Raw genomic sequence first — 24,407 nt, 5'->3', positions numbered from 1 at the left:
CACGACCTCGCAGGCCGGGGTCGCAAATCGTCACACTCCCACCCGTTGAAATGCCCGTGATCGGCCCCATCTTTGCTGTTGCAGCGCGTCCTTTCGGAATGCACTCTGCCCACGTTGGCAACAACAGGAACAATCAGGAGACGATGAATGCAGGCCAAGGCGGTTTCCCTGTCCACAACAGCACAACACACCCACTGGATGCGAGCGATGGCAATGGGGGTGATGGCGCTGACCCTCCTGATCCTGCAAGCCAGCATGGCGCTGGCCAAACCCGAAAGCCTCGCCCCGCTGGCCGAGAAAATTAGCCCTTCGGTGGTCAATATCACCACCTCTACCACGGTTGAGGGCCGCACCGGGCCGCAGGGCATCGTGCCCGAAGGCTCGCCCTTCGAAGACTTCTTTCGCGAGTTTCAGGACCGCAACAATGGTGAGGGCAACCGGCCCCGCCGTTCCTCGGCCCTTGGCTCGGGTTTCGTGATTTCCGAAGATGGCTATGTGGTGACCAACAATCACGTCATCGAAAGCGCGGATGAGATCACCATCGAATTCTTCTCGGGCGAGGAATTGGTCGCCGAGGTCATCGGCACCGACCCCAAGACTGACATCGCGCTTTTGAAGGTCGAAGCGGACGCGCCGCTGCCCTTCGTCTCTTTCGGTGACAGCAACGCCGCGCGGGTGGGGGACTGGGTGATTGCCATGGGCAACCCGCTCGGGCAGGGCTTTTCGGTCTCGGCTGGCATCGTGTCAGCGCGCAACCGGGCGCTGTCGGGCACCTATGACGATTACATTCAGACCGACGCCGCGATCAACCGCGGCAACTCCGGCGGGCCGCTGTTCAACATGGATGGCGAGGTGATCGGCGTGAACACCGCGATCCTGTCGCCCAACGGCGGCTCCATCGGCATCGGTTTTTCGATGGCGTCGAATGTCGTCACCCGCGTGATTGACCAATTGCAGGAATATGGCGAGACCCGCCGCGGCTGGCTGGGCGTGCGCATTCAGGACGTGACCGATGACGTGGCCGATGCCATGGACCTCAAGAAAGCCGTCGGCGCCCTGATCACCGATGTGCCGGAGGGGCCTGCGCGTGAGGCGGGGCTCAAAACCGGCGACGTGATCAAATCCTTCGACGGTGTCGAAGTGGTCGATACCCGTGGTCTTGTCCGTCAGGTGGGCAACAGCCCCGTGGGTGCGACGGTGCGCGTGACCGTGCTGCGTGACGGCAAGACCCAGACCATCAAGGTCGTACTTGGCCGCCGCGAAGAGGCCGATGGCGCGGTTCCCGACGGTATGGATGACAACGCCGATGAGGGGGCCGAGGTCGAGCCGCAGTCGACCATGCTGATGGGCCTGACCCTGATGCCGCTGACAGACGAGCTGCGCGCGGAACTCGGGGCCGATGACGATATGACCGGCCTTGCCGTAACGGATGTGGATCAAACATCGGAGGCCTTCGAGAAGGGCCTGCGCATGGGCGATATCATCACCGAAGCGGGGCAGGAGCAGGTGTCGACCATTGCCGATCTCGAAGCCCGGATCGCCGCGGCGAAAGAGGCGGGCCGCCGCTCTCTGCTGCTGCTGGTGCGCCGGGGCGGCGACCCGCGCTTTGTGGCGCTGTCATTGGCGGAGTGATCTGCCGTAACGGTTTGGAAGGGCGCCTGCGGGCGCCCTTTTGCGTTACAGGGTCAGCCGTTTTGTCGAGGCACCGCCACAAGTCCAAGCGCCCGTGCCGTGCTCAGCGACAGAACCTCGCTGTTCGGCCCCTGCCGAGCCTGATAGCGTCGAACCGCCGCCCGTGTCGCTTTGTCCATCTCGCCAGTGATTGGCCCCGCGTAAAACCCCCGCGCCTCGAGTGCCCGTTGCAGGCTGCTGTTGAACTCGGGCGTCAGCACGTCGGGGCAGGGGGTTTCGAACCAGTTGTCGACCCGTGCGCGCACGATCTCTTGCCGGGTTTCTGTCTTATAGACGGGCGGTTTGGCGATGCTGCCATCGGGGTTCATCTTGGCCGGGGTCACTTCGACCTGTTCGGTCACCGTCTCAATCACCGCAGGGCTGACCGTGCGGCCCCAGCAGCTTCCCTCCGGCGCGCCTGCGGGGCCGTTGCGGGTGGCCTCTAGCACCCCCGGCTCGGGGCGGGGCGTGGCCGGTGCCGCCGTCTCGCAACCCGTCAAGGCCGCGACGGCCAGCAGCAAAGCGGCGCAGCGCCGCGCGGTTCTGGGGGGGGAGGGGCTGTGTCATGCCGGTCTCTCGGGCTCGCCTGTTGTTCGGGGGGCAGACTAGCGGGATGCGTGGGCCTTGCCCACCGCAATGTCGGGCCCGCCGTGACCTTGCGAAAAGGGGGCTGGAACCGGCTGCCATAGCCCGTTAAACAAGGCCGAACTTTTAGGACGAAAGGGCATCATCATGGCCAAAATCACCTATGTCGAACACTCCGGCACCGAACATGTGGTCGAGGTGGCCAATGGTCTCACCGTCATGGAAGGCGCGCGGGACAATAACATTCCCGGCATCGAAGCCGACTGTGGCGGGGCCTGCGCTTGCTCCACCTGCCATGTCTATGTCGATCCGGCTTGGGCCGAGAAGCTGCCGCCGATGGACGACATGGAAGAAGACATGCTCGACTTCGCCTTCGAGCCCGATCCCGCGCGTTCGCGTCTGACCTGCCAGATCAAGGTCACCGATGCGCTGGACGGTCTGCGCGTGCAGATGCCGGAAAAGCAAATCTGATGCGGGGGATCGGCGCGGCACTGCTGGCGCTGATCGCAACAGATGCGGCGGCGGAGACCATCACCGCCGCGCATTACATCGCGCCCACCGGGCGCTACGCCCATGGCATTCTTGGCGACGCGCTGGAATGGGGCGGCTTGCAGGTCTCTCTGGCAAATGGCGGTGCGCGGCGCTTCCATCTGCCGCGCGACCATGTTTTCGAAGATATCGCCCCCCGGCTGGTGGATGTGACCGGCGATGGCGCGCCCGAGGTTCTGGTGATCGAGACGGACGTGAGCCGCGGCGCGGCGCTGGCGATTTACGGTCCCGAGGGCAAGATCACCGAGACCCCGCATATCGGCCAAAGCAACCGGTGGCTCGCCCCCATAGGTGCCGCCGACCTAGATGGCGATGGCGCTGTCGAGATCGCCTATGTCGACCGGCCCCATCTGGCGCGGGTGCTGCGGGTCTGGCGCTTTGCCGATGGGCGGCTCAGCGAAATTGCACAGATGACGGGGCTGACCAATCACCGCATCGGAGAGCGGCATATCTCAGGCGGTTTGCGCGATTGCGGTGCAGGGCCGGAGATGGTGCTGGCGGATGCCGATTGGGAACGTGTAGTGGGGGTGCGCCTGACAGGCGGGCAGCTTGCACGGCGCGATATCGGCCCCTTTGCGGGGGCCGAGAGCTTTGCCAAGGCGCTGGCCTGTGAATGAGGGGCGGCTGCGGCTCTGGTAGAGCCGCCATCCGTCAGCTCAGCGCGCGCCAGCCGATGTCGCGGCGGCAGAACCCTTCGGGCCATTCGATCCCATCGACCATCGCATAGGCACGCTCTTGCGCCTCGGCCAGCGTGGCCCCGCGTGCGGTGACATTCAGCACCCGCCCACCATTGGCCAAGATCGCCCCGTCCTGCGCCTTGGTGCCCGCGTGGAACACCATATTGGCGCTATCCTCGGGCAGGGCGGAGAGGCCCTTGATCTCGCTGCCCTTTTCATAGTCACCGGGGTAGCCTTTGGCGGCCATCACCACGGTCAGCGCGTGATCTTCGGCCCAGGTCACCTGCATATCGGCCAGCGCGCCCTTTGCGCAGGCCTGCATCAGATCAAAAGCCTGCGCGCCGAGGCGCATCATCAGCACCTGGCACTCCGGGTCGCCGAAACGGACATTGTATTCCACCAGCCGCGGCTGGCCGTCCTTGATCATCAAGCCGGCATAGAGCACGCCCTGATAGGGCATTCCGCGCTTGGCCATCTCGGCCATGCAGGGGCGGATGATCTCATTCAGCGCGCGTTCGGCGATCTCGTCGCTCAGCACCGGGGCGGGGGAATAGGCGCCCATGCCGCCGGTGTTGGGGCCGCTGTCGCCTTCGCCGACCCGCTTGTGGTCTTGGGCCGTGCCGATGGGCAGCACCGTCTCCCCGTCGCAGAGCACGAAGAAAGACGCCTCTTCGCCTTCCATGAACTCTTCGATCACGACCTCGGCACCCGCCTCGCCAAAGGCACCGTCAAACATCTCATCCACGGCGGCCAACGCTTCGGCGTCACTCATGGCGATGATGACACCCTTGCCTGCCGCCAGACCGTCGGCCTTGATCACGATGGGCGCACCTTGCTTTTCGACATAGGCGCGGGCGCTGGCGGCGTCGGTGAAATGGCCATAGCCCGCCGTGGGGGCCGCGCAGGCGTCGCAGATTTCCTTGGTGAAGGCTTTGGAAGCCTCCAGCGCCGCCGCTGCTTTGGAGGGGCCAAAGACATCGAAACCCGCCGCGCGCAGATCGTCGCCCACACCCGCGGCGAGGGGCGCTTCGGGGCCGATGACGACGAAATCGATGTTATTGCCCTCGCAGAAGGCCACAACCGCCGCGCCATCCATGATGTCGAGCTTGGCGCATTGCGCGATGGCGGCGATGCCCGCGTTCCCCGGTGCCACGATCAGCTTGTCGCATTTGGGGTTCTGCATAACCGCCCAAGCAAGTGAATGTTCGCGGCCACCGCTGCCGAGGATCAGGATATTCATGCCGCGCACTCCCTTGGACTTCGTTGCTCCGCGTTCTAAGCTGGGGGGCCCACAGACACAAGGTGCACAGATGGATCTGTTCGACGACCCCGCCCCCGGTGACAACAGCCCCGAATTCACGGTGACCGAGCTTTCGGGCGCGATTAAACGGGTGATCGAGGGGGAGTTCGGCCATGTGCGGATTCGCGGTGAAGTGGGCCGCGTCAGCCGCCCGCGTTCGGGCCATGTCTATCTCGACCTCAAGGATGACCGCTCGGTCATCTCGGGCGTGATCTGGAAAGGCGTGACCGCACGGCTTGAGACCCAGCCCGAAGAGGGGATGGAGGTCATCGCCACCGGGCGCATCACCACCTTTGGCGGGCAGTCGAAATACCAAATCGTCATCGAGGACATCAAACCGGCGGGCATGGGCGCGCTGATGGCGCTGTTGGAGAAACGCAAGGCGGCGCTGGCGGCAGAGGGGCTGTTCGCCCCCGAACGCAAACGCCCGCTGCCCTATCTGCCCGAGATTATCGGCGTTGTGACATCGCCCTCGGGGGCCGTGATCCGTGACATTCTGCACCGGCTGCGGGATCGTTTCCCGCGCAAGGTGCTGGTCTGGCCGGTCGCCGTTCAGGGCGCGAAATGCGCGCCCGAGGTGGTGCGCGCCATCCAAGGGTTCAACCGGCTCACCCCCGGTGGCGCGTTGCCCCGGCCCGAGTTGATCATCGTGGCCCGTGGCGGTGGCTCGGTCGAAGACCTTTGGGGCTTCAACGAGGAAAGCGTCGCCCGCGCGGCGGCAGCCTCGGACATTCCGCTGATCTCTGCCGTGGGGCATGAGACGGACACGACGCTGATCGACTTCGTCTCGGACAAACGCGCGCCCACGCCGACGGCGGCGGCGGAATTGGCGGTGCCGGTGCGGCATGAGCTGGCGGCATGGCTGGAGGGGCAGGGCGCGAGGATGCGTCAGGCGCTGAGCCAAGGGCTGACCCGTCGCAGCCAGCGGATGCGGGATCTGGCGCGGGCCTTGCCCCGGGCCGACACGCTGCTGGAGGGGCCGCGCCAGCGCCTTGATCGCGGGGGGGGAGAAACTGGCCCCCGCGCTGATCGCAGGCGTCCAAGGCCGCCGCGTCAAGCTGGCCGATATGTCAGGCGCTCTGCGCCCCGGCACCCTGCGCCGCCAGTTGGAGGCGGATCGTCAGCGTCTGGCGCAGCTCTCGGCACGGCTCGACCCGGCGTGGCAACGCAATTTGGCCGGGCAACGCGAACGGCTGGCCGCGCGGATTGACCGGTTCCACCCCGAGGTGCTGCACCGCCAAATCCTCCGCCGCCGCGAGCGGTTGGTCGATCGCACACAAACCTTCCGCCCCGAGGTTCTGCGCCGCGACCTGTCGCGCCAAGACCAACGGTTGAAAGAGGTGCTGGCCCGGCTGGCGCGCGCAGGCCGCGCCGATCAGGACCGCCGCCGCCGCCAGATCGACGCGATGGGCCGCACGCTCGGCACGCTCGGCTACCGCGAAACGCTGGCCCGTGGTTTCGCCGTGGTGCGGGGCGACGGTGATGTGGTGACCAGTGCGGAGGCTGCCAAGAAGGCGGCGCATCTGGAGATCGAATTCGCCGACGGTCGCTTGCCGGTCAAAGGCGAGGGCTGAACTGGCCTAGACCCCGACCTCCGGCCCAAGGCACAGCAGCGGCTCGGTCATTTCCCTCGCCTCATAAAGCGCGGTCTCGGTCGGGTCATTCTCGAACCGTGCGACCAGCCCGGTCGGGTTTTCGCTAAAGCTCCAGCATTGCGGGGCGGGGTCGTCTTCGTAGACAAAGCAGATCAGCCCATCGGCCTCATACCAGCGCCCCTCTTTGCAATGGCCATCGAGGAAGGACCACTGCACGCGCCGGTTCTCGCGATAGATTTCCGCCCCATAGGGCGCGCCGGACTGGCCGAAATAGAGCGTCTTGCCTTCCGTATAGGCTTCGAACTCCGCCGCCGACATCTCGGCCAAGGCAGGCAGTGGAAGGAAGGCGCAGATCAGGGCGAAGGCATGTCTCATGCCACCAGCCTGCCAGAAGCCCGCGCCCCGCGCCAGTGGGGTCAGCGCCGATGCCACCGCGCCACGCGCCGGTCCATCATCCGCCGCCAAAGCGGGGGAACGAGGGCAATCACCGCCATCACGGGCAGGGAATAGGGCAGTTTCGGCATATCATGGGTCACTTCCAGCGCCGGGAAGGCGCGGGCGGGGCGCATGTGGTGGTCCGAATGGCGCGGGGCGTTCAGCATCATCGCGGCGGAGTACCATTTGGGCGCGTTCCAACTGTGCTGCGGGCGCATCGGCTCGAACCGGCCATCGGGGCGCTGCTCTCGTCGCAGCCCATAGTGCTGCACATAGTCCGACAGCAGCAGTTGCATCTGCGCATAGGCCGCCAGCCCGATATAGGCGAGCAGCCCGTCGACCCCGCCTAGCAGCAGCGCCGTGAGCAGCGCCAGCGCCGCGCCAGTGAGGTAGAGCACGTAAGGGTGCAACCCTTTCGCCCCCGTCTTGCGCGCCCGCTGCGCGCTGTCGGCCTGCCACCCCGCGCGAAACTCCCCCCAGCTTGCGCTCAGCAGAAACCGCCAGAACCCCATGCCCTTGGGCGCGGAGTTGGGGTCAGCCGGGGTGGCGGCGGCGGGATGATGCACCCGCAGATGGGCCGAGACGTGGTGCCCGTGCAGCAGCGAGATATAGATCGCCGTGCCAATCCGCCGGGGCAGGCGGCGGCGGGCGTGGATCAACTCATGGGCGTTGGAATTGCTGATCTGGCCCAGAAACAGGCCAAGGGCGGCAAAGATCAGGGCGCGGTCCAGCCCCTCAAGATGCGGGGCTGCGCCAATCGCCCAGACCCCGAGCGGCAGCAGCAGGAAATGCGCGGCGGCCAAGGTCAGCGTCAGGGCGCGGCCCGAGCTGTCGGAAAGGCGCAGCGCGCGGCCCAACCGGTCCATAAAGGCCACATGCACCGTGATCGACAACAGCGCCAGCACGGGCCAGACCCCGCCCCAGAGGGCGGCCGCGGCGATCAGCACCGCCGGTGTCAGACTTGCGATCACATACCACAGCATGCGTTTTCCCCTGCGACCCCACGCCAATCGGCTCGGCCCCCGTATTCTGCCCGCCGCAGGGGCCGTGCACAACGCAAACACCCGCGCGATTGTCGCTTTTTGATCGCGCCTAGGGCTTTGGATTTGTTACCAAGGCGGAAAGCAAGGCGGGGGGAGAGACATGGCGCTGGACGATCACGGCAAGGCTGCGGCGGGGGAGCCGCGAAAGGGCGTTTGGAAATCCGGCAAGGGCAAGGGGCGGCATCACCCCAAGGGGCGGCAGTTGGAGGATACGGCGTGGGAGGAGGTCCGCGCGCTGTTGGGCAACCGCCCGCGCGCCCGCGATCTGCTGATCGAGTTTCTGCATCTGATCCAAGACCGCTTTGGCCACCTGTCGGCCGCGCATCTGCGCGCCTTGGCCGAAGAGATGCGCCTGTCGATGGCCGAGGTCTATGAGGTCGCCAGTTTTTACGCCCATTTCGACGTGGTGAAAGAGGGCGAGACCCCGCCGCCCGCGCTGACCATCCGCGTCTGCGATTCGCTGTCTTGCGAGCTGGCCGGGGCGCAGGCGTTAAAAACCGCGTTGGAGGAGGGGTTGGACCCGACCGAAGTGCGCGTGTTGCGCGCGCCCTGCATGGGGCGCTGCGACACGGCGCCGGTGCTGGAACTGGGGCATAACCATATCGACCACGCGACGCCCGAGAAAGTTCTTGCGGCCATTGGCGCCGGAGATACCCATGCCCACCTGCCTGGCTATGAAACTTACGAAACCTACGCGGCATCAGGGGGTTACAACGCGCTGTTGAACCTGCGTCAGGGGGGCGATTGGGAAGCGGTGCAGGAGCAATTGTTGCAGGCTGGGCTGCGCGGCCTTGGTGGGGCTGGTTTCCCCTCGGGCAAGAAATGGGGCTTCGTGCGCGGCAATCCCGGCCCGCGCTATCTGGCGGTGAATGGCGATGAGGGCGAGCCGGGCACCTTCAAGGACCGCTGGTATCTCGAACGCAGGCCGCATCTCTTCCTCGAAGGGATGCTGATCGCCGCTTGGGCGGTGGAGGCGGAGAAAGTCTTTCTCTACATGCGCGACGAATACCCGGCGGTGCTGGAGATCCTGCGCCGTGAGATTGGCGCTCTGGAAGGTGCGGGCCTCATTACGCCCGGCTATGTCGATCTGCGCCGCGGGGCGGGCGCCTATATCTGCGGCGAGGAAAGCGCCATGATCGAAAGCATCGAAGGCAAGCGCGGATTGCCGCGCCACCGCCCGCCCTATGTGGCGCAGGTCGGTGTCTTTGGCCGCCCGACTTTGGTGCATAACGTGGAGACTCTGCATTGGATCGCCCGCATTTGCCGCGAGGGGCCGCAGGTGTTGAATGGGGTCGAAAAGAATGGCCGCAAGGGGCTGCGGAGCTATTCCGTTTCGGGCCGTGTGGCGCGCCCGGGGATGTATCTGCTGCCCGCAGGCTCGACCATCACCGATATCATCGCCTCGGCGGGGGGCATGGCAGAGGGCCATCTGTTCAAAGCCTATCAACCGGGTGGGCCGTCCTCGGGGCTGTTGCCCGCGTCGATGGCGGATCTGCCGTTGGACTTTGACACGTTGCAGCCACATGGGTCTTTCATCGGCTCGGCGGCGGTGGTCGTCCTGTCGGAACACGACAGCGCGCGGGCCGCCGCCCTCAACATGCTGCGGTTTTTCGAGGATGAAAGCTGTGGCCAATGCACGCCCTGCCGGGTCGGCTGTGAAAAGGCGGTGAAGCTGATGCAGGAGGACCGCTGGGACCAAGACCTGCTGGAGGCGTTGTCGACCGCCATGGTCGATGCCTCGATCTGCGGGCTGGGGCAGGCGGCGCCGAACCCGATCCGGCTGGTGATGCAGCATTTCCCCGATGAAATCTGACCTCGCCCCTCCCGGCGGGCTTGATCTGCCCGGGCGCCCTTCCATCTGCGCGGGCAAGCCTATAGATCAAGACGAAACTGCATGGGAGACGCCGATGGCCTTCTTCACGAAGCTCAAGGACCGCTTGTTCAAATCCTCGTCTAAACTCGACGAGGGGTTGGAGGCAATCGTCAGCGATGGCGGAGAGGCGGAGGCCGAAGCGGCCCCCGTGGATGCGGTGATGGACCAGCCCGGCGCGGCCTCTGACGTGATGCCCGACGGGCAGGAGGACAGCGGCCCGATGTTGGCGGCAGAGCGGGAGGCGGCGGAAGAGCCGACCCCCGCGCCTGAACCCGCCCCGGAACCCGAGACGCTCCCAGAACCCGAGCCGCAGCCTGCGCCTGAACCGCAGCCCGAACCGTCTGAGCCCCAGCCGGACCCCAGACCCGCGCAGGACCCCCCCGCCGCTGACCCCGAGCCTGCACCGACCCCGGAGGAAGTTCCCGCGGCGACCGACCTGCGCCAAGCGATGACCCCCGTCGCCCCGGCGCTGGACGAAACCCCAGCCGAGGCCGCCGCCGCCAAACCGGGTCTTCTGGGCCGTCTCATGGGGCGCGGCGCCGCGCAGCCCGTGGTGCGCCGGACGCTGGATGACGAGATGCTCGAACAGCTCGAAGAGCTGCTGATCAGCGCCGACATGGGCGTCGACACGGCGCTGCGGGTCACCGCGAATATGGCCGAGGGGCGCTTTGGCAAAAAACTCTCGGTGGCTGAGATCAAAAAACTGCTCGCCAGCGAAGTCAGCCGGATCATGGAGCCTGTGGCTCGGCCCTTGCCGCTCTATGCCAAGACCCCGCAAGTGGTGCTGGTGGTCGGTGTGAACGGCTCGGGCAAGACGACGACCATCGGCAAATTGGCCTCGCAATTCCGTGCGGCGGGCAAGAAGGTCGTGATCGCCGCAGGGGATACCTTCCGCGCCGCCGCGGTAGAGCAATTGCAGGTCTGGGGCGAACGCGCCAACGTGCCCGTGCTGACCGCGCCCGAGGGCAGCGACCCGGCGAGTCTTGCCTTTGACGCCATGGGCCGCGCGCAGGAAGAGGGGGCCGATCTGTTGCTGATCGACACGGCGGGCCGCTTGCAAAACCGGGGCGACCTGATGGAGGAATTGGCCAAGATCGTCCGCGTCATCCGCAAGAAGGATGAGACCGCGCCGCATAACACCCTATTGGTGCTGGATGCGACGACGGGGCAGAATGCGGTCAATCAGGTGAAGGTCTTTCAGGAGATCTCCGATGTCAGCGGTCTGGTGATGACCAAGCTTGACGGCACCGCCAAGGGTGGCGTGCTGGTGGCGCTGGCGGATCGCTTTGGCCTGCCCATTCATGCCGTGGGCGTGGGCGAGCAGATTGACGATCTGTCGCCCTTTGACCCGGATGAATTCGCCGCCGCCTTGGTGGGCACGGATGGCTGAGAGTACACTGGCCGCCGAAAGTGGCGGCCCTGTTCAGTCATGGGTGCCAAGCTTTCGTTCGATCCAGCGCAGAACGGTCAAAACCAGCACCACGACCCCTGCGGTCAAACAGGCCAGCAGGATTTGTCCCGCGCCGCAGGACAGGCCGATGGCCCCGGCCAGCCACATCGACGCGCCGGTGGTGATGTTGCGCACCTCTCCGTTCGAGGTGAAAATGATCCCCGCCGCGAGGAAGGCGACGCCTGCGGTCACCGCCTCGATGAGGCGCAATGGATCGAAGCGCATCTGGTCGCCATCGCCGAACTCCAGACTGCCAAGCTCTTGCCCGATGATGATGAAGAGACAGGCGGCGATGGCCACCATGATATGGGTCCGCAGCCCCGCAGGCTTGTCGCGCCGTTCGCGCTCATACCCGACGACCCCCGCCAGAAAGGCGGCCATCAGCAGCCGCGCCGCGGCGACGGTGACCGGCACTTTGGAAAAACTGTGGGTAAGATCGGCGATCAGGCTTTCAAACATGGAAATTCCGTTGGTGATAAAGGCTTTGAAGTATAAACCTCTCGCCGCGGTGGTGGTTCCGCGATGACCGATTGGATCCTGTCGATCGAAGGCACCCCCGCGGGCCACACCGCGGCCCTGTGGCTGGCGCTTTCCGCAGCCTTCCTGCACGCGGTTTTCGGCGCGCTGCAAAAGGGGCGGCATGATCCGTGGCTCACGCGCGGGGCGATCGATGTCTCTTATGGCGTGATGGCGGCCCCCTTTGCGCTTTTCGTCGTGCCTTGGCCCGAGCCGCATATGTGGGTGATCTTCCTCGGCGCTTTCGTGATCCATGTGATCTACAAGCTGTTGCAGGCATGGGCCTATACCAAGGGCGCCTATACGGTGGTCTACCCGGTGGTGCGCGGCACGGGGCCGCTCTTTGCCGTGGTCGGCGCCTATCTGATCTTTGGTGAGCGGTTCAACGCGGTGCAATGGCTTGGCGTGGCAGTGCTGCTAAGCGGTATCTTCGGCCTTGCTCTTTATAACCTGCGCAATCTGGTCGCCGCGCGCGATACGCTGCACGCAGCGCTCGGGCTGGCGGTGCTGACGGGCTTGTTCGTGGCGCTTTACACCACATATGACGCATACGGCATCCGCGCCACGGCGGATCCTTTCACCTTCCTTGCATGGTTTTTCATGATCGACGGGTTGGTGATGCCGGTGATCGCATGGCGGCGCTGGCACGCGATGGAGAACCCACCCGAGGTGGCGCCGCTGATGCTGCGCGGCTTTATCGGCGGGATCATCGCTTTTGCGAGTTTCGGGTCGGTCATGCTGGCCACGCGGCTCGACAAGGTGGGCGAGGCGGCGGTGCTGCGCGAGACCTCGACCGTCTTTGCCGCGCTGATCGGGGTGCTGGTGCTGAAAGAAACCGTCGGCCCGCGCCGCATCGCGCTGATGGCGCTGATCGCAGCCGGGGCGGTGATTGTTGAAATAGGCGGCTAAAGGAACAGGCATGTCAGAACCAAGAGAGATCAACCCAATGTTGCGGGCAGGCTTGGAATACGGGCCGGTCTTGGCCTTCCTTGTGGCCTATCTGTGGCTCAAGGATAACACCTACACCTTCGGCGGGACGGAGTATGACGGCTTTATCGTCGTCACCGCGATGTTCGTGCCGCTGCTGGTGCTCTCGACCGGCGCGCTTTGGGCGCTGACGGGCAAGCTGAGCCGGATGCAGGTCGCCACCGTGGTGCTGGTGGTGATTTTCGGCGGGCTCTCGGTCTGGCTGAACGATGACCGCTTCTTCAAAATGAAGCCGACGCTGATCTATGTGCTTTTCGGCGGCCTTCTGGCCGTCGGCCTGCTGCGCGGGCAATCCTACCTGAAATACGTCATGGAAGAGATGATGCCCCTGCGCGATGAGGGCTGGATGCTGCTGACCAAACGGCTGATGTATTTCTTCTTTGGTCTGGCGCTGGCGAATGAGGTGATCTGGCGGTTCTTCTCGACCGACACATGGGTCTACTTCAAAACTTTCGGCCTGACAGCGGCGATTTTCGTTTTCTTCATGGCGCAGGGCAAGCTGTTCGAAGCCTACGGCGAAAAGAAAGACCATGGCTGATCCGCTCAAATTTAACGAAGGCCCCGCGCGAAACTGTTGACCTGTAGCGTCGCGCGGCGTAATCCACCCCGCGTGGCGATTTGTTACCGGATTGTGGGCCACGTTAAACATGCCGCTAAAAGGTCAGGATGAAAGACCCCTTTCGCTTGGCCGCGTCTGGGGTTTTTTTTATGCCCGCGAGGTCGGGCCGGAAGGATGAGATAGATGAGCAACGACCGTCACGCGCGCACCCAAGCGATCCACGCAGGCACCCGCCGCAGCCAATATGGCGAGGTGAGCGAAGCGATCTACCTGACCCAAGGTTTCGTCTATGACAGCGCCGAACAAGCCGAGGCGCGTTTCGAAGAGATCGGCCCGGATGAGTTCATCTATGCCCGCTATGGCAACCCCACGGTGGCCATGTTCGAGGACCGCATCGCCACGCTAGAAGGGGCCGAGGATGCCTTTGCCACCGCCAGCGGCATGGCGGCGGTCTCGGGCGCGCTGATTTCGATGCTGAAGGCGGGCGATCATGTCGTCTCGGCCCGGGCGCTATTCGGGTCTTGTATCTATGTGCTGGAAGAGATCCTTGGCCGCTACGGGGTGGAGGTCACTTTCGTCGACGGCAGCGACCTCTCCGCTTGGGAGGCCGCGATCCGCGAGGACACCCGCGCGGTGTTTTTTGAATCCGTGGCCAACCCCACGCTTGAGGTGATCGACATTGAGGCCGTGGCCAAGCTCGCCCATGCCAAGGGCGCGCTGGTTGTGGTCGACAATGTCTTTGCCACGCCGGTCTTTTCGCGCGCGATCTCGCAGGGCGCGGATGTGGTGGTCTATTCCGCGACCAAACATATCGATGGGCAGGGCCGTGCGCTTGGCGGTGTGGTGCTGGGCAGCCGCGAGTTCATCCGCGGCACGCTTGAGCCTTACATGAAACACACCGGCGGCTCGATGAGCCCCTTCACGGCTTGGATCATGCTCAAAGGGTTGGAGACCATTGACCTGCGGGTGCGGGCGCAGGCGGCCAGCGCACAGGAATTGGCCGAGGCGCTGGAAGGTCACGCGGCCTTGGCGCGGGTGCTTTACCCGGGCCTTGCGGGCCATGCGCAGAACGCACTGGCGATGCGCCAGATGGGGGCAGGGGGCACGGTGCTGTCCATTGACCTCAAGGGCGGCAAGGCGGCGGCTTTCGCATTCCTGAATGCGTTGCAGGTGGGCGTGATCTCAAACAACCTTGGCGACGCCAAGACCATCGTCACCCATCCGGCCACCACCACCCACCAGCGTCTGCCGCAGGACACCAAAGATCTTTTGGGCATCACGCCGGGGCTGGTGCGGATCAGCGTGGGGCTGGAATATAGCGGCGATCTCAAGGCCGATCTGCTGCAAGCCTTGGATGCGGCGGCGCAAGCCTGACCTGATGTGTCGCGGGCGCGGTGGCATTTTGGCCCCGCGCATCATACATTGAGAGCGACAGACCGGAGGGCCGCGCAATGAACATCGTGACTGAGATGTCCGAGACACCGGACCGGGAGGCGGCGCAATCCGCGCTCGCCACGCTGCGCGCTTGGGCCGAAACGGCCACCCCGGCCGAGATTGCGGCGCTGGACCCGGCGATGGCGCGGATGCTGGCCCCCACCGAATATCCCGCCCTTAGCCGCGCCTATCCCGAAGATTTCACAGCGGGCGACAACTACCGCGCCAGCCTGCCGGATCTGCAAAACGGCCCCTCCAGCCTGATCCGCGGCGCGCAGCAGTTGATCCAGCATGTCGGCATCTCAAACTTTCGCCTGCCGATCCGCTATCGCAGCCGCGAGGGCGGGGATCTGCGGCTTGAGACCTCGGTCACCGGTACGGTCTCGCTCGATGCGGAGAAGAAGGGCATCAACATGTCCCGCATCATGCGCAGCTTCTACCGCCATGCCGAGGCGACCTTTAGCTTTGAGGTGATCGAAGCGGCGCTGGACGACTACAAGGCCGATCTTGAGAGCTTGGATGCCCGGATTCAGATGCGCTTTTCCTTCCCGATGAAGATCGGCAGCCTGCGCTCGGGCCTCACCGGCTATCAGTATTACGACATCGCGCTGGAGTTGGTGGAACAGAACGGCGAGCGCAAGAAGATCGTGCATCTCGACTATGTCTATTCCAGCACCTGCCCCTGTTCGCTGGAACTGAGCGAACACGCGCGTCAGACCCGCGGGCAATTGGCGACGCCGCATTCGCAGCGCTCCGTCGCGCGGGTATCGGTCGAGACGCGGGACGAGGGCGATTGCCTGTGGTTCGAAGACCTGATCGAGATTTGCCGCCGCGCCGTGCCGACCGAGACGCAGGTCATGGTCAAACGCGAAGACGAACAGGCGTTCGCCGAGCTTAACGCCGCCAATCCGATCTTTGTCGAGGATGCCGCGCGGCTGTTTTGCGAACAGCTTTTGGCCGATGGCCGGGTGGGCGATTTCCGCATCGTCGCCAGCCATCAAGAAAGCCTGCACAGCCACGATGCGATCAGCGTGCTGACCCAAGGCGAGACTTTTGCCGCGCAGAGCATCGACCCCAAGCTTTTCAACACCCTCTTTCACGTCGGCTGACCCCGCACGGCGCGGCAATCGCGCATTGGTTGTTCGCAGCCCGCGCCGCGCCCCTTTGCGGGGCATTTCGCCTGTCTTAGCGCGGAAATGGCGAATATCGCCCTGTCAGCCCTGCAAGTCCCGACCAGCGGCTATGCGAAAACGTCGGTTCTGCTGCGGCGCAGCATTGCCTATTTAGCGGTCATCGAAATACTGGAAATTGCAAAGGCAATCAGATGACCTACCAGAGCACTGCTCACCCCGCCCACTCCGTCTCTCCCCTCGAAGGGCTGCGGCGCGCCGGCGCCGGTCTGCGCCGCTTTTTCGCGGGGATCGGCCATGGCATCATGATGGGCTCCACCGCCCAACGCCGTTTTGAGCAGGTCCAAGGCCTGCAAGCGAAAAGCGACGAAGAACTGGCCGCCATGGGCATCAAACGTGACGACATCGTTCACCACGTTTTCAAAGACCTCTACTACATCTAAGACGACACGGACCGGGGCCAAATCGCGCCCCGGTCCCGTCTCGGCTTGACAGCGACGAGCGGCCAAGCCAACGCTGCGCGCATGTTGGATATACGACCTGTCGGATATGTCGTGGGCCTTTTGGTGGCCGTGCTCGGCCTTGCCATGATCATCCCGATCTTGGTCGATCTGGCCGAAGGCCGGGGCCAATGGTGGGTCTTTGTCGAAAGCGCGCTGATCACGACGCTGGGCGGCGGTATGATCGCCCTCGCCAGCGCCAATGGAGTCCGCGAAGGGCTCACCATTCAACAGACATTCATGCTGACCACTGGCGTCTGGCTGATGCTGCCGCTCTTCGGGGCTTTGCCCTTCGTGCTGGGCGCGACCGAGGCCAGCGTGACCGACGCGATGTTCGAGGCGATGTCGGGGCTGACGACCACCGGGGCCACGGTGCTGACCGGGTTGGAAGACCTGCCCAAAGGTCTGCTGATCTGGCGTGGGATCCTGCAATGGCTGGGTGGCATTGGTATCGTCGTTGTCGCCATGGTCTTCCTGCCTGAGCTGCGGGTCGGTGGTATGCAGATCTTCAAATCCGAATCCTTCGACACTTTCGGGAAAATCCTGCCCCGCGCGGGGCAGATCGCGACGCAGATTTCGGTGATCTACCTCTGGCTCACGCTGGCCTGCATGCTGAGCTATCTGGCCCTTGGGATGTCTACCTTCGACGCGACGGTGCATGCGCTGACAACGGTCTCGACGGGTGGTTTTTCTAACTACGACGCCTCCTTCAGCACCTTTTCCGGCCCCGCCGAATATGTCGCCGTGATTTTCATGATCCTCGCCGCGCTGCCCTTCGTGCGCTATGTGCAGCTGATCAACGGCAACCCCGTGGCCCTGCACCGCGACCCGCAGGTGCGCGGCTTTTTCATGACGATGACCTTTCTGGTGGTGATCGTCTTTTTCGTTCTGCGCAGCGGCACGACCTATGAATCCGAGCGGGTTTTGCGCGAAGCGCTGTTCAACATCACCTCGATCATCTCGGGCACCGGTTATGCCTCGGCGGACTATATGCAATGGGGCAGCTTTGCCGTGGCGCTGTTCTTTTTCATCGGTCTGATCGGCGGCTGCGCGGGCTCGACCACCTGTTCGATCAAAATCTTCCGCTATCAACTGCTCTTTGCGTCGATCCGCGCGCAGCTACGGCGGATCCGTTCGCCCCACGGTGTGTTTACCCCGCGCTACGACGGCCGCCCGGTGGGGGCGGACGTGCTAAGCTCGGTGATGTCCTTCTTCATGTTCTTCGTCGTATCGCTTGGCCTGATCTCGGTCGCGCTGAGCCTGACGGGGTTGGATTTCGTCACCTCCGTCTCGGGGGCGGCGGCGGCGCTGGCGAACATCGGCCCGGGATTGGGAGAGATCATCGGCCCGGCGGGGAACTTCAGCAGCCTTAATGACACGGCGAAGTGGATATTGATCATCGCCATGTGGATCGGGCGGCTGGAACTGATGGCGGTCTACGTCATGTTCACCGCCAAGTTCTGGCGCGCTTGAAGCGCGAAAGGGCGGCGCCGATGGCACCGCCCTTTGTCTTTGTCGCTAGGGGCTGAGCCCCCCGCGTTATTCCCAGCAGCTGACCAAGACGGTCATGCCCTGCGCGCGCAGCGTCAGGTCGCGCGGCGCGATCGGGCCTGTGGCCCCCTGCGCCTGTTTGCTGCCCAGCCCGGCATCCTGCGCTGCCTTGAGGATCACATCACCATCAAGGGCAAAGCTCACGTCTTCGGGCAGTTTGCGGTCCGCTTCCGTCTGGGGAAGCAACATGCCCACGACGTGGCCATTCTCATCAAAGACCGGACCCCCGGCATCGCCAGGCTGGGCCTTGACCGAGAGGCGCTTGAGGGTCTCATCTCCGTTCAGGCCCTTGAGGTCCGACAGCGCGCCAAAGGTCAGTGTCGCGGCACTCAGCACGCCCTCGTAGGAGTAGCCCGCGACGGAGATTTCCGATTGCAGGCGCGGGGCCGCGTTGCTGAATTCGGCCACGGCCAGCGGGGCGAGGCGGCTTTCGGGTTTGAGCAGGGCTAGGCCGCGCGCCTCATCGGTGGCGACCACCGTGGCATCGGTATCGGCGTCCAGTGTCACCCGCCCGCAAGAGCCCACGACTTCGCTGGTGGTGACGACCGCGCCATTGCCATCGATGAAAAAGCCGCTGCGGGCGATCTTGGGCTGGCGGATTTGCAGGCCGGCGACCAGATCAATCGCCTGCGCGTCGCTGTTGCCTGCGGCAGCATCGAGCACGCCGGGCAGACGCGTGAGGCTTTTCGACATCTCGGCCACCACGCGGCGGCGGCGGTCTTCGTCCCCGGCGGGCCAGATCAGCGTGAAGCCCTTGATCTGACCGTTCTCCAACGAGACCTGCGTCTGGCTGATGATGCTGCCGTTTTCGCCGATCAGCTCAAAGGAATTGCGCTTGCGCTCGCGCGGGCCATCCAAGGGGACGATCTCAAGCGTTTGCATGATGTCATAAAGGCCATAGAGCGTATCTTGATTGCCCGGCTGGCTGATCAACAAGACCCGCGCGCCGATGTTGCCGCTGCTGTCGTAATGGGCAAAGGGCGGCTCGTAGCGGGCGAAGTCGACTTCGGCGGTGGGCATCATGATCTCGATCCCGGCCTTCTCGTCGCGCACCAGTTGCAAGCCCAGCCCGTCGAGCACGGCGTTATACTGCGCCATTAGCGCGGCGCGCTGGCGGGTGGTCAGCACACCGGTCTGCTCATAGCTGTTGGCGCCTTGCCAGGCGCGCATGGAGGCACGGGTGCCGCGGCCAAAGGCACCGTCAATCGCGGCGTCGTAAAAGCCCGCCCATTGCAGGGCGATTTGCAGGTCTTTGCGCTCCTGCGCCGAAAGGGCGCGTTCCGAGCGGCGCGCCTCTGCTGGGGTCTCATCCGGTTCGGGCGGGGTGGGGGCCGGGGCGGTCTCGGCCTCTGCGGCTTCGGTTTCACCCTCCGTCGCTGCGGGATCAAGCGGGGTTGTCGTGACATCGGGGGTGGTGCTGCCCGCGGCGGCTTCCTCTGGCGCAACGCCATCCACGCCCACGGGTGCGTCGATCACGCCGGTTTCCAGAACGTTGTCACCCACGGGCCAGAACTGCTGCTGGAACCGGCTGGATTGCTGGATGAAGCTGTCGCGCGGCACCAGACCGTCGCGCACATAGCTGCGCAGCACCAGTTCCGCATCCTCGCGCCGGTAGGGGCCTACGGCGATGCCGTACCAGCCGCCGCCCAAGGCAAAGCCATTCACGTCATCCAACAGGGTCTCATAGGCGCGCGCCCGATCCGTGGCCTCGGCCAAGGACGGCTGCGCCTCGATCTGAACCCAAACGACATCCTCTGCCGATTGCGCCCGCGCAAGGCCCGCCCAGGTCAGGCTCAGGGCCAAGAAGATCGCCACGGGGGCACGTAGAATTCGCTTCATCGTCACTCAACTCTCGCAAAACCAAATCCGAGCCAGATTACGCCGGAAAGCGGCGCGAATGCCATGCCAAAGGGGGCGAAATTCTGATAAAGCTGTGATTGACCCCCATGGTTTGCAGACGTAGGAAAGGCGCGCATCATTAAGGGGCAATCACCATGTCTGACGCAGCGCAGAAACCACGCTCTTTCCAAGAGATCATCCTTGCTTTGCAGAGCTATTGGGCGCGGCAGGGCTGCGCGGTGCTGCAACCCTACGACATGGAAGTGGGCGCGGGCACCTTTCACCCGGCCACCACGCTGCGCAGCCTTGGCACGCAGCCTTGGGCCGCGGCCTATGTTCAGCCCTCGCGCCGCCCCACCGATGGGCGCTATGGTGAGAACCCGAACCGTTTGCAGCACTACTACCAGTATCAGGTGCTGATCAAACCCAGCCCGCCGAACCTGCAGGAGCTGTACCTCGGCTCGCTTCAGGCCATCGGCATCGACATGGCGCTGCATGACATCCGCTTTGTCGAGGACGATTGGGAAAGCCCGACGCTCGGCGCTTGGGGTCTGGGTTGGGAAGTCTGGTGCGACGGCATGGAAGTGTCGCAGTTCACCTATTTCCAGCAGGTCGGCGGGCATGACTGCCACCCCGTCTCGGGTGAGCTGACCTACGGGCTGGAGCGTCTGGCGATGTATGTGCTGGGTGTCGATCACGTCATGGACATGCCCTTCAACAGCCCCGACGCGCCGATCCCGCTGACCTACGGCGATGTGTTCAAACAGACCGAAGAGGAATTCGCGCGCTGGAACTTCGATACGGCCAATACCGAGGTGCTGCTCGATCAGTTCAATGAGGCTGAGGCGCATTGCAAATACATCCTCGAACAGCCCGCCGAGGACCCCAAGACCGGCAAGCGCATCGTCATGGCGCATCCGGCCTATGACCAATGCATCAAGGCGAGCCATATCTTTAACCTGCTGGATGCCCGCGGCGTGATCTCGGTCACCGAGCGGCAGGCCTATATCGGGCGGGTGCGGGCGCTGGCCAAGCAATGCGCGGATGCCTTCGTGCAGACCCGTGCGGGCGGCTGGACGCCCGAGGCGGACAGCGCGGCATGAGCGGGAAGATTGTTGGCATCGTGATCCTCGTCTCCGCAGTGATCGCCGGTGCGGCGCTCTATTACCTTCAGATCTACGGCTTTTACCATGATGTGCCCGAGGCCAAGGTTGAACTCGTCTCTCTGACGACGGAGGAGCCGGAGGAGATCGCGGCGGAGAACCTACAGGCCATCGACGCCGACAGTTCCCCGATCCGGTTTCGCGCCTGTTTCGAGCATGACATCAGCCTCGCCATGGCGACCGAGACCTATGAGATCACCGAGCATACCGATCCGCGCAACGCGCCGGGCTGGTTCGATTGTTTCGACGCCCCCGCCATCGCGGCTGAGATCGAGGCGGGCAGCGCGCTGACCTTCCTCGGCGGCAAAAACGTGCACTACGGCGTCGATCGGATCGTGGCGCTGACCGACGACGGGCGCGGCTATATCTGGCATGAGCTGAACGACTGTGGTGAGAAGTCCTATGACGGCACCGTGGTGGGTGAGGCCTGCCCGGAACGCCCCGCCGACTGATCTTATCGCCGCGCGCGGCCCCTTTCGGCGGAACCTTTTGCCGCTGCCGAACGCTTGTCCCCACATAGAACGGGGGCGAAAATGTCAGAGAAAACACATGAGGGGCTGAAATGGGTGATGCGCGCAGGCTATGGCGCGCGCGGGGTGATCTATACGATCATCGGCGCGCTGGCGCTTTTGGCCGCCCTGAAACGCACCCAAGCCTCGGGTACGAAAGACGCCCTCGCGGCGCTGCGGGATGAGCCCTATGGCATCCCCGCGCTCTTTGCCATCGGCATCGGGCTGCTGGCCTATCTGGTCTGGCGGGTCGCCGCGGGCGTGAAGGATGTCGAAGACCACGGCACTGACGCCAAGGGGCTGATCGCGCGGCTGGGGCAGATCACGACCGGGCTGATCCACGGCGGTATCGGCGTCTCGGTTCTCGCTCTGGCGATGAGCGGCAAGAACTCCGGCGGCAGTTCTGCGCAGGACTGGACGCAAAAGCTGATGGCCATGCCCGCCGGGCGCTATATCGTGGCCGCGGGGGCGCTGATCCTGCTGGGCGCGGGGATTTACTACGCCTACAAAGGGCTGAGCGGGAAGTATAAGGGCCATCTGGCGCGCACCCATTTCACCGAAAGCATCGACCCCATCGTGAAGATTGGCCTTGTCATCTATGGCGGCATTCTCGCGCTCGTCGCCTTTTCGCTGGGCTATGCGGCGCTCACGGCTAACCCCGAACAGGCGGGCGGTCTGGGCGAGGCGTTGCAAGACCTGCGCGGCATGGCCTTTGGGCGCTTCCTTCTGGGCGGTGCCGGGCTGGGGCTCATCGGTTTCGCGGTCTATAACTTCGTCGAAGCGGGCTACCGCGTGGTGCCAAAATTCTCCGACCCGGATATCCGCACCTTGTTGGATTAAACGCGGGGCGGGGGGCTAGACCCTCCGCCTAGCACTCGTTATCCAAGCCCCCGATGAGACGCCGCCGTCGCGGCAAGAATTGGGGGCCGCCCGTGCCAGATCTGCTGATTGAACTTTTTTCCGAAGAAATTCCCGCGCGGATGCAGAAACGCGCGGGCGAAGACCTGCAAAAGCTGGTGACCAACGGTTTGGTCGAGGCCGGTCTGACCTATGGCTCCGCTGCCGTCTTCACCACGCCGCGCCGCCTGACGCTCGCGCTTGGCGACATGCTCGCCGCCAGCCCGCGACAGGTTGAGGAACGCAAGGGCCCCAAGGCTGACGCGCCCGAGAAAGCCGTCGAAGGTTTCCTCCGCGGCGCGGGTCTGACCCGCGACCAGCTTGAGGAGCGCGACACGCCCAAGGGCAAGGTGCTCTTCGCCAAGATCGAGAAGCCGGGCCGCCCCGCCGCCGAGATCGTGGCCGAGGTGCTGGAGCAGACCATCCGCAATTTCCCCTGGCCAAAGTCCATGCGGTGGGGCAGTGGTAGCCTGAAATGGGTCCGCCCGCTGCATTCCATCCTCTGCGTGATCAGCGATGGGGCCGGGGCCGAGGTGGTGCCGCTGACCATCGACGGGATCACCGCCGGGAACACCACGCGCGGGCACCGTTTCCTCGCCCCCGACGAGATCGAAGTCGCGGGTTTCGAGGATTATCAGGACAAGCTCAGCCGCGCCTTTGTCGTGCTCGACCCCGCGACGCGGGCCGATACGATTTGGCATGATGCCACCAACATGGCCTTCGCCGCCGGGCTGGAAGTGGTTGAGGACGCAGGGCTTCTGGCCGAGGTCGCGGGCCTGGTGGAATACCCCGTCGTGCTGATGGGCCGCATCGGCGAGGATTTCCTCGGCCTGCCGCCGGAGGTGCTGCAAACCTCGATGAAAGAGCATCAGAAGTTCTTCTCGGTCCGCAACCCGAAGTCGGGGCAGATCGAGCGGTTCGTCACCGTCGCCAACCGCACCACCGCCGACGAGGGCGCCACGATCCTTGCGGGCAACGAAAAGGTGCTGGGCGCGCGGCTGTCGGATGCCAAGTTCTTCTGGGACAACGACTTGCGCAGCGTCACCACCGGCGCGGGCATGGAGACTTGGGTCAAGGCGCTGGAAAACGTGACCTTCCATAACAAGCTCGGCACCCAGGCCGAGTTGATCGACCGCATGGCGACCCTCTCGCGCGAATTGGCGCCGCTGGTCGGTGCTGACGCCGATGAGGCCGAAAAGGCTGCCCGCGTCGCTAAGGCCGACCTCAGCTCCGAGATGGTCTATGAATTCCCCGAGTTGCAGGGCCTGATGGGCAGCTACTACGCGCGCAGGGCGGGGATGTCGGATGCCGTCGCAGACGCCGCCAAAGACCACTACGCGCCGCTGGGACCGTCCGACGACGTGCCGACCGCGCCAGTGTCGATTGCCGTGGCTTTGGCCGAGAAGATCGACAAGTTGACCGGGTTCTGGGCCATCGACGAGAAGCCGACCGGTAGCAAGGACCCCTTCGCGCTGCGTCGTGCGGCCTTGGGTGTGATCCGGATTTTGGTGGAGAATGATGTGTCGCTGTCACTGAACGACGTACTGGGCCAAAGCGCCGAGATCGTCGGCGACCGTGACGCGGGCCGGGCTGACACTGCCGACATTCTGGGCTTCATCCACGACCGCCTCAAAGTCTACCTGCGCGACCAAGGCATCCGTCACGACGTCATCGACGCCTGCATCGCCATGGACGGCAGCGACGACCTCACCCTGCTGGTCAAACGCGCCCGTGCCCTGTCGGAAACGCTCAAAACCGACGATGGCGAAAACCTGATCCAAGGCTTCAAACGCGCCAACAACATCCTCAGCCAAGCCGAAGAGGCCGATGGCGTGGAATACTCCTTTGGCGCCGATCCGAAGTTTGCCGAGACGGAGGCCGAAAAAGACCTCTTCGCCGCACTCGACAAGGCAGAGGCCAAGATCACCCCGGCAATGGCGGCGCAGGATTTCTCGACCGCGATGGCGGCCATGGCCGAATTGCGCGGGCCGATCGATGCCTTCTTCGAGGCGGTGCAGGTCAACGCCGAGAACCCCACGGTGCGGCGCAACCGGCTTAATCTGCTGAGCCGCATCCGCACGATCTGTAGCGCCGTGGCGGACTTGACCAAACTGGACGGTTGACCCCAGAGGGGGCGAGATCCC

Annotated in this window: 22 protein-coding genes, 1 pseudogene and 1 riboswitch; of the genes and pseudogenes, 17 read left to right on the top strand and 6 right to left on the bottom strand. The window is 64.5% G+C overall.

What is annotated here, in order from left to right; translation table 11 throughout:
* The first annotated feature begins 147 nt into the window (after positions 1–147).
* Positions 148–1,632, top strand: a complete 1,485-nt coding sequence (locus FCK22_RS02685; RefSeq protein ID WP_067266190.1) for a Do family serine endopeptidase — start codon at positions 148–150, stop codon at positions 1,630–1,632.
* A gap of 53 nt (positions 1,633–1,685) precedes the next feature.
* Here the strand turns inward: FCK22_RS02685 and FCK22_RS02680 are convergent, their stop codons facing one another.
* Positions 1,686–2,192 carry a peptidoglycan-binding domain-containing protein gene (locus tag FCK22_RS02680; RefSeq protein ID WP_136720186.1) on the bottom strand — a complete coding sequence of 169 codons (507 nt, stop codon included), beginning with the start codon at positions 2,190–2,192 and terminating at the stop codon, positions 1,686–1,688.
* 211 nt (positions 2,193–2,403) lie between these two features.
* Here FCK22_RS02680 and FCK22_RS02675 point away from each other — a divergent pair, with 211 nt between their 5' ends.
* Positions 2,404–2,727: a 2Fe-2S iron-sulfur cluster-binding protein gene (locus FCK22_RS02675; protein WP_067266186.1), complete on the top strand. Its 324-nt coding sequence runs from the start codon at positions 2,404–2,406 to the stop codon at positions 2,725–2,727.
* Complete coding sequence (locus tag FCK22_RS02670; protein ID WP_067266183.1) at positions 2,727–3,422, top strand: VCBS repeat-containing protein; 696 nt, start codon at positions 2,727–2,729, stop codon at positions 3,420–3,422. The genes FCK22_RS02675 and FCK22_RS02670 overlap by 1 nt, the downstream gene beginning before the upstream one ends.
* Positions 3,423–3,456: 34 nt before the next feature.
* On the opposite strand, the gene purD is transcribed toward FCK22_RS02670, so the two are convergent.
* The gene (purD, locus tag FCK22_RS02665; RefSeq protein ID WP_067266180.1) at positions 3,457–4,722 is read right to left on the bottom strand and encodes a phosphoribosylamine--glycine ligase; all 1,266 of its coding nucleotides are present in this window, start codon (positions 4,720–4,722) and stop codon (positions 3,457–3,459) included.
* 70 nt (positions 4,723–4,792) lie between these two features.
* Here purD and xseA point away from each other — a divergent pair.
* Positions 4,793–6,356: pseudogene (xseA, locus tag FCK22_RS02660) on the top strand (exodeoxyribonuclease VII large subunit).
* Positions 6,357–6,362: 6 nt separating this feature from the next.
* Here xseA and FCK22_RS02655 read toward each other — a convergent pair.
* Together FCK22_RS02655 and FCK22_RS02650 are read right to left on the bottom strand one after the other, a co-directional pair.
* A complete protein-coding gene (locus tag FCK22_RS02655) occupies positions 6,363–6,752 on the bottom strand; it encodes a hypothetical protein (protein ID WP_067266225.1) in 390 nt (129 codons plus the stop codon).
* Between the two features lie 41 nt (positions 6,753–6,793).
* Positions 6,794–7,795 (bottom strand): alkane 1-monooxygenase, encoded by a 1,002-nt coding sequence (locus tag FCK22_RS02650; protein ID WP_067266175.1) that lies wholly within the window; start codon positions 7,793–7,795, stop codon positions 6,794–6,796.
* 160 nt (positions 7,796–7,955) lie between these two features.
* Here FCK22_RS02650 and FCK22_RS02645 point away from each other — a divergent pair, with 160 nt between their 5' ends.
* Entirely contained in the window at positions 7,956–9,668 is a 1,713-nt protein-coding gene (locus FCK22_RS02645; protein WP_067266172.1) for an NAD(P)H-dependent oxidoreductase subunit E, read from the top strand.
* Between the two features lie 94 nt (positions 9,669–9,762).
* On the top strand, positions 9,763–11,118 hold the full coding sequence (ftsY, locus tag FCK22_RS02640) for a signal recognition particle-docking protein FtsY (RefSeq protein WP_067266222.1): 1,356 nt from the start codon (positions 9,763–9,765) through the stop codon (positions 11,116–11,118).
* 33 nt (positions 11,119–11,151) lie between these two features.
* Here ftsY and FCK22_RS02635 read toward each other — a convergent pair whose 3' ends face one another.
* On the bottom strand, positions 11,152–11,637 hold the full coding sequence (locus FCK22_RS02635) for an MgtC/SapB family protein (protein WP_067266169.1): 486 nt from the start codon (positions 11,635–11,637) through the stop codon (positions 11,152–11,154).
* A 63-nt stretch (positions 11,638–11,700) separates the two neighbouring features.
* Here FCK22_RS02635 and FCK22_RS02630 point away from each other — a divergent pair, with 63 nt between their 5' ends.
* From FCK22_RS02630 to FCK22_RS02605, 7 genes are all read left to right on the top strand, one after another.
* Positions 11,701–12,603, top strand: a complete 903-nt coding sequence (locus tag FCK22_RS02630) for a DMT family transporter (RefSeq protein ID WP_067266166.1) — start codon at positions 11,701–11,703, stop codon at positions 12,601–12,603.
* A gap of 10 nt (positions 12,604–12,613) precedes the next feature.
* Positions 12,614–13,219: an inner membrane-spanning protein YciB gene (locus tag FCK22_RS02625; protein ID WP_136720184.1), complete on the top strand. Its 606-nt coding sequence runs from the start codon at positions 12,614–12,616 to the stop codon at positions 13,217–13,219.
* Between the two features lie 62 nt (positions 13,220–13,281).
* Positions 13,282–13,358, top strand: a riboswitch (SAM riboswitch).
* Between the two features lie 65 nt (positions 13,359–13,423).
* Positions 13,424–14,614: an O-succinylhomoserine sulfhydrylase gene (gene metZ / locus FCK22_RS02620; RefSeq protein ID WP_067262840.1), complete on the top strand. Its 1,191-nt coding sequence runs from the start codon at positions 13,424–13,426 to the stop codon at positions 14,612–14,614.
* Positions 14,615–14,691: 77 nt separating this feature from the next.
* The gene (gene folE2, locus FCK22_RS02615; RefSeq protein WP_067262842.1) at positions 14,692–15,783 is read left to right on the top strand and encodes a GTP cyclohydrolase FolE2; all 1,092 of its coding nucleotides are present in this window, start codon (positions 14,692–14,694) and stop codon (positions 15,781–15,783) included.
* An 87-nt stretch (positions 15,784–15,870) separates the two neighbouring features.
* Positions 15,871–16,002, top strand: coding sequence for a hypothetical protein (locus FCK22_RS19535; protein WP_269451586.1), 132 nt, complete (start codon positions 15,871–15,873; stop codon positions 16,000–16,002).
* Positions 15,999–16,247 carry a hypothetical protein gene (locus FCK22_RS02610; RefSeq protein ID WP_067262845.1) on the top strand — a complete coding sequence of 83 codons (249 nt, stop codon included), beginning with the start codon at positions 15,999–16,001 and terminating at the stop codon, positions 16,245–16,247. The genes FCK22_RS19535 and FCK22_RS02610 overlap by 4 nt, the downstream gene beginning before the upstream one ends.
* Before the next feature lie 81 nt (positions 16,248–16,328).
* The gene (locus FCK22_RS02605) at positions 16,329–17,777 is read left to right on the top strand and encodes a TrkH family potassium uptake protein (protein WP_067262848.1); all 1,449 of its coding nucleotides are present in this window, start codon (positions 16,329–16,331) and stop codon (positions 17,775–17,777) included.
* 66 nt (positions 17,778–17,843) lie between these two features.
* Here FCK22_RS02605 and FCK22_RS02600 read toward each other — a convergent pair whose 3' ends face one another.
* Positions 17,844–19,694 (bottom strand): serine protease, encoded by a 1,851-nt coding sequence (locus tag FCK22_RS02600; RefSeq protein ID WP_136720182.1) that lies wholly within the window; start codon positions 19,692–19,694, stop codon positions 17,844–17,846.
* A 155-nt stretch (positions 19,695–19,849) separates the two neighbouring features.
* Between FCK22_RS02600 and FCK22_RS02595 the strand changes: the two genes are divergently transcribed.
* The 4 genes from FCK22_RS02595 (at position 19,850) to glyS (ending at position 24,386) form a co-directional block, all read left to right on the top strand.
* The gene (locus FCK22_RS02595; protein ID WP_067262615.1) at positions 19,850–20,797 is read left to right on the top strand and encodes a glycine--tRNA ligase subunit alpha; all 948 of its coding nucleotides are present in this window, start codon (positions 19,850–19,852) and stop codon (positions 20,795–20,797) included.
* Positions 20,794–21,309 carry a DUF6446 family protein gene (locus FCK22_RS02590; protein ID WP_067262612.1) on the top strand — a complete coding sequence of 172 codons (516 nt, stop codon included), beginning with the start codon at positions 20,794–20,796 and terminating at the stop codon, positions 21,307–21,309. Before FCK22_RS02595 ends, FCK22_RS02590 begins: the two co-directional genes overlap by 4 nt.
* 81 nt (positions 21,310–21,390) lie before the next feature.
* A complete protein-coding gene (locus FCK22_RS02585; RefSeq protein WP_067262598.1) occupies positions 21,391–22,206 on the top strand; it encodes a DUF1206 domain-containing protein in 816 nt (271 codons plus the stop codon).
* A gap of 92 nt (positions 22,207–22,298) precedes the next feature.
* The gene (glyS, locus tag FCK22_RS02580; RefSeq protein ID WP_136720181.1) at positions 22,299–24,386 is read left to right on the top strand and encodes a glycine--tRNA ligase subunit beta; all 2,088 of its coding nucleotides are present in this window, start codon (positions 22,299–22,301) and stop codon (positions 24,384–24,386) included.
* The last annotated feature ends 21 nt before the right edge of the window (positions 24,387–24,407 follow it).

The sequence above is a fragment of the Sulfitobacter sp. 15WGC genome (assembly GCF_005068605.1).
In the GTDB taxonomy this organism is placed as follows: Bacteria; Pseudomonadota; Alphaproteobacteria; order Rhodobacterales; family Rhodobacteraceae; genus Sulfitobacter; species Sulfitobacter faviae.
The sequence above is the reverse complement of the archived record's forward strand: the minus strand, read 5'-3'. Positions and strand labels throughout refer to the sequence as shown.

Coding starts and splice junctions, on each gene's coding strand:
- FCK22_RS02685 (WP_067266190.1), top strand. CDS start 148: ATGCAGGCCAAGGCGGTTTCCCTGTCCACAACAGCACAACACACCCAC.
- FCK22_RS02675 (WP_067266186.1), top strand. CDS start 2,404: ATGGCCAAAATCACCTATGTCGAACACTCCGGCACCGAACATGTGGTC.
- FCK22_RS02670 (WP_067266183.1), top strand. CDS start 2,727: ATGCGGGGGATCGGCGCGGCACTGCTGGCGCTGATCGCAACAGATGCG.
- purD (WP_067266180.1), bottom strand. CDS start 4,722: ATGAATATCCTGATCCTCGGCAGCGGTGGCCGCGAACATTCACTTGCT.
- FCK22_RS02655 (WP_067266225.1), bottom strand. CDS start 6,752: ATGAGACATGCCTTCGCCCTGATCTGCGCCTTCCTTCCACTGCCTGCC.
- FCK22_RS02650 (WP_067266175.1), bottom strand. CDS start 7,795: ATGCTGTGGTATGTGATCGCAAGTCTGACACCGGCGGTGCTGATCGCC.
- FCK22_RS02645 (WP_067266172.1), top strand. CDS start 7,956: ATGGCGCTGGACGATCACGGCAAGGCTGCGGCGGGGGAGCCGCGAAAG.
- ftsY (WP_067266222.1), top strand. CDS start 9,763: ATGGCCTTCTTCACGAAGCTCAAGGACCGCTTGTTCAAATCCTCGTCT.
- FCK22_RS02635 (WP_067266169.1), bottom strand. CDS start 11,637: ATGTTTGAAAGCCTGATCGCCGATCTTACCCACAGTTTTTCCAAAGTG.
- FCK22_RS02630 (WP_067266166.1), top strand. CDS start 11,701: ATGACCGATTGGATCCTGTCGATCGAAGGCACCCCCGCGGGCCACACC.
- FCK22_RS02625 (WP_136720184.1), top strand. CDS start 12,614: ATGTCAGAACCAAGAGAGATCAACCCAATGTTGCGGGCAGGCTTGGAA.
- metZ (WP_067262840.1), top strand. CDS start 13,424: ATGAGCAACGACCGTCACGCGCGCACCCAAGCGATCCACGCAGGCACC.
- folE2 (WP_067262842.1), top strand. CDS start 14,692: ATGAACATCGTGACTGAGATGTCCGAGACACCGGACCGGGAGGCGGCG.
- FCK22_RS19535 (WP_269451586.1), top strand. CDS start 15,871: ATGGCGAATATCGCCCTGTCAGCCCTGCAAGTCCCGACCAGCGGCTAT.
- FCK22_RS02610 (WP_067262845.1), top strand. CDS start 15,999: ATGACCTACCAGAGCACTGCTCACCCCGCCCACTCCGTCTCTCCCCTC.
- FCK22_RS02605 (WP_067262848.1), top strand. CDS start 16,329: ATGTTGGATATACGACCTGTCGGATATGTCGTGGGCCTTTTGGTGGCC.
- FCK22_RS02600 (WP_136720182.1), bottom strand. CDS start 19,694: ATGAAGCGAATTCTACGTGCCCCCGTGGCGATCTTCTTGGCCCTGAGC.
- FCK22_RS02595 (WP_067262615.1), top strand. CDS start 19,850: ATGTCTGACGCAGCGCAGAAACCACGCTCTTTCCAAGAGATCATCCTT.
- FCK22_RS02590 (WP_067262612.1), top strand. CDS start 20,794: ATGAGCGGGAAGATTGTTGGCATCGTGATCCTCGTCTCCGCAGTGATC.
- FCK22_RS02585 (WP_067262598.1), top strand. CDS start 21,391: ATGTCAGAGAAAACACATGAGGGGCTGAAATGGGTGATGCGCGCAGGC.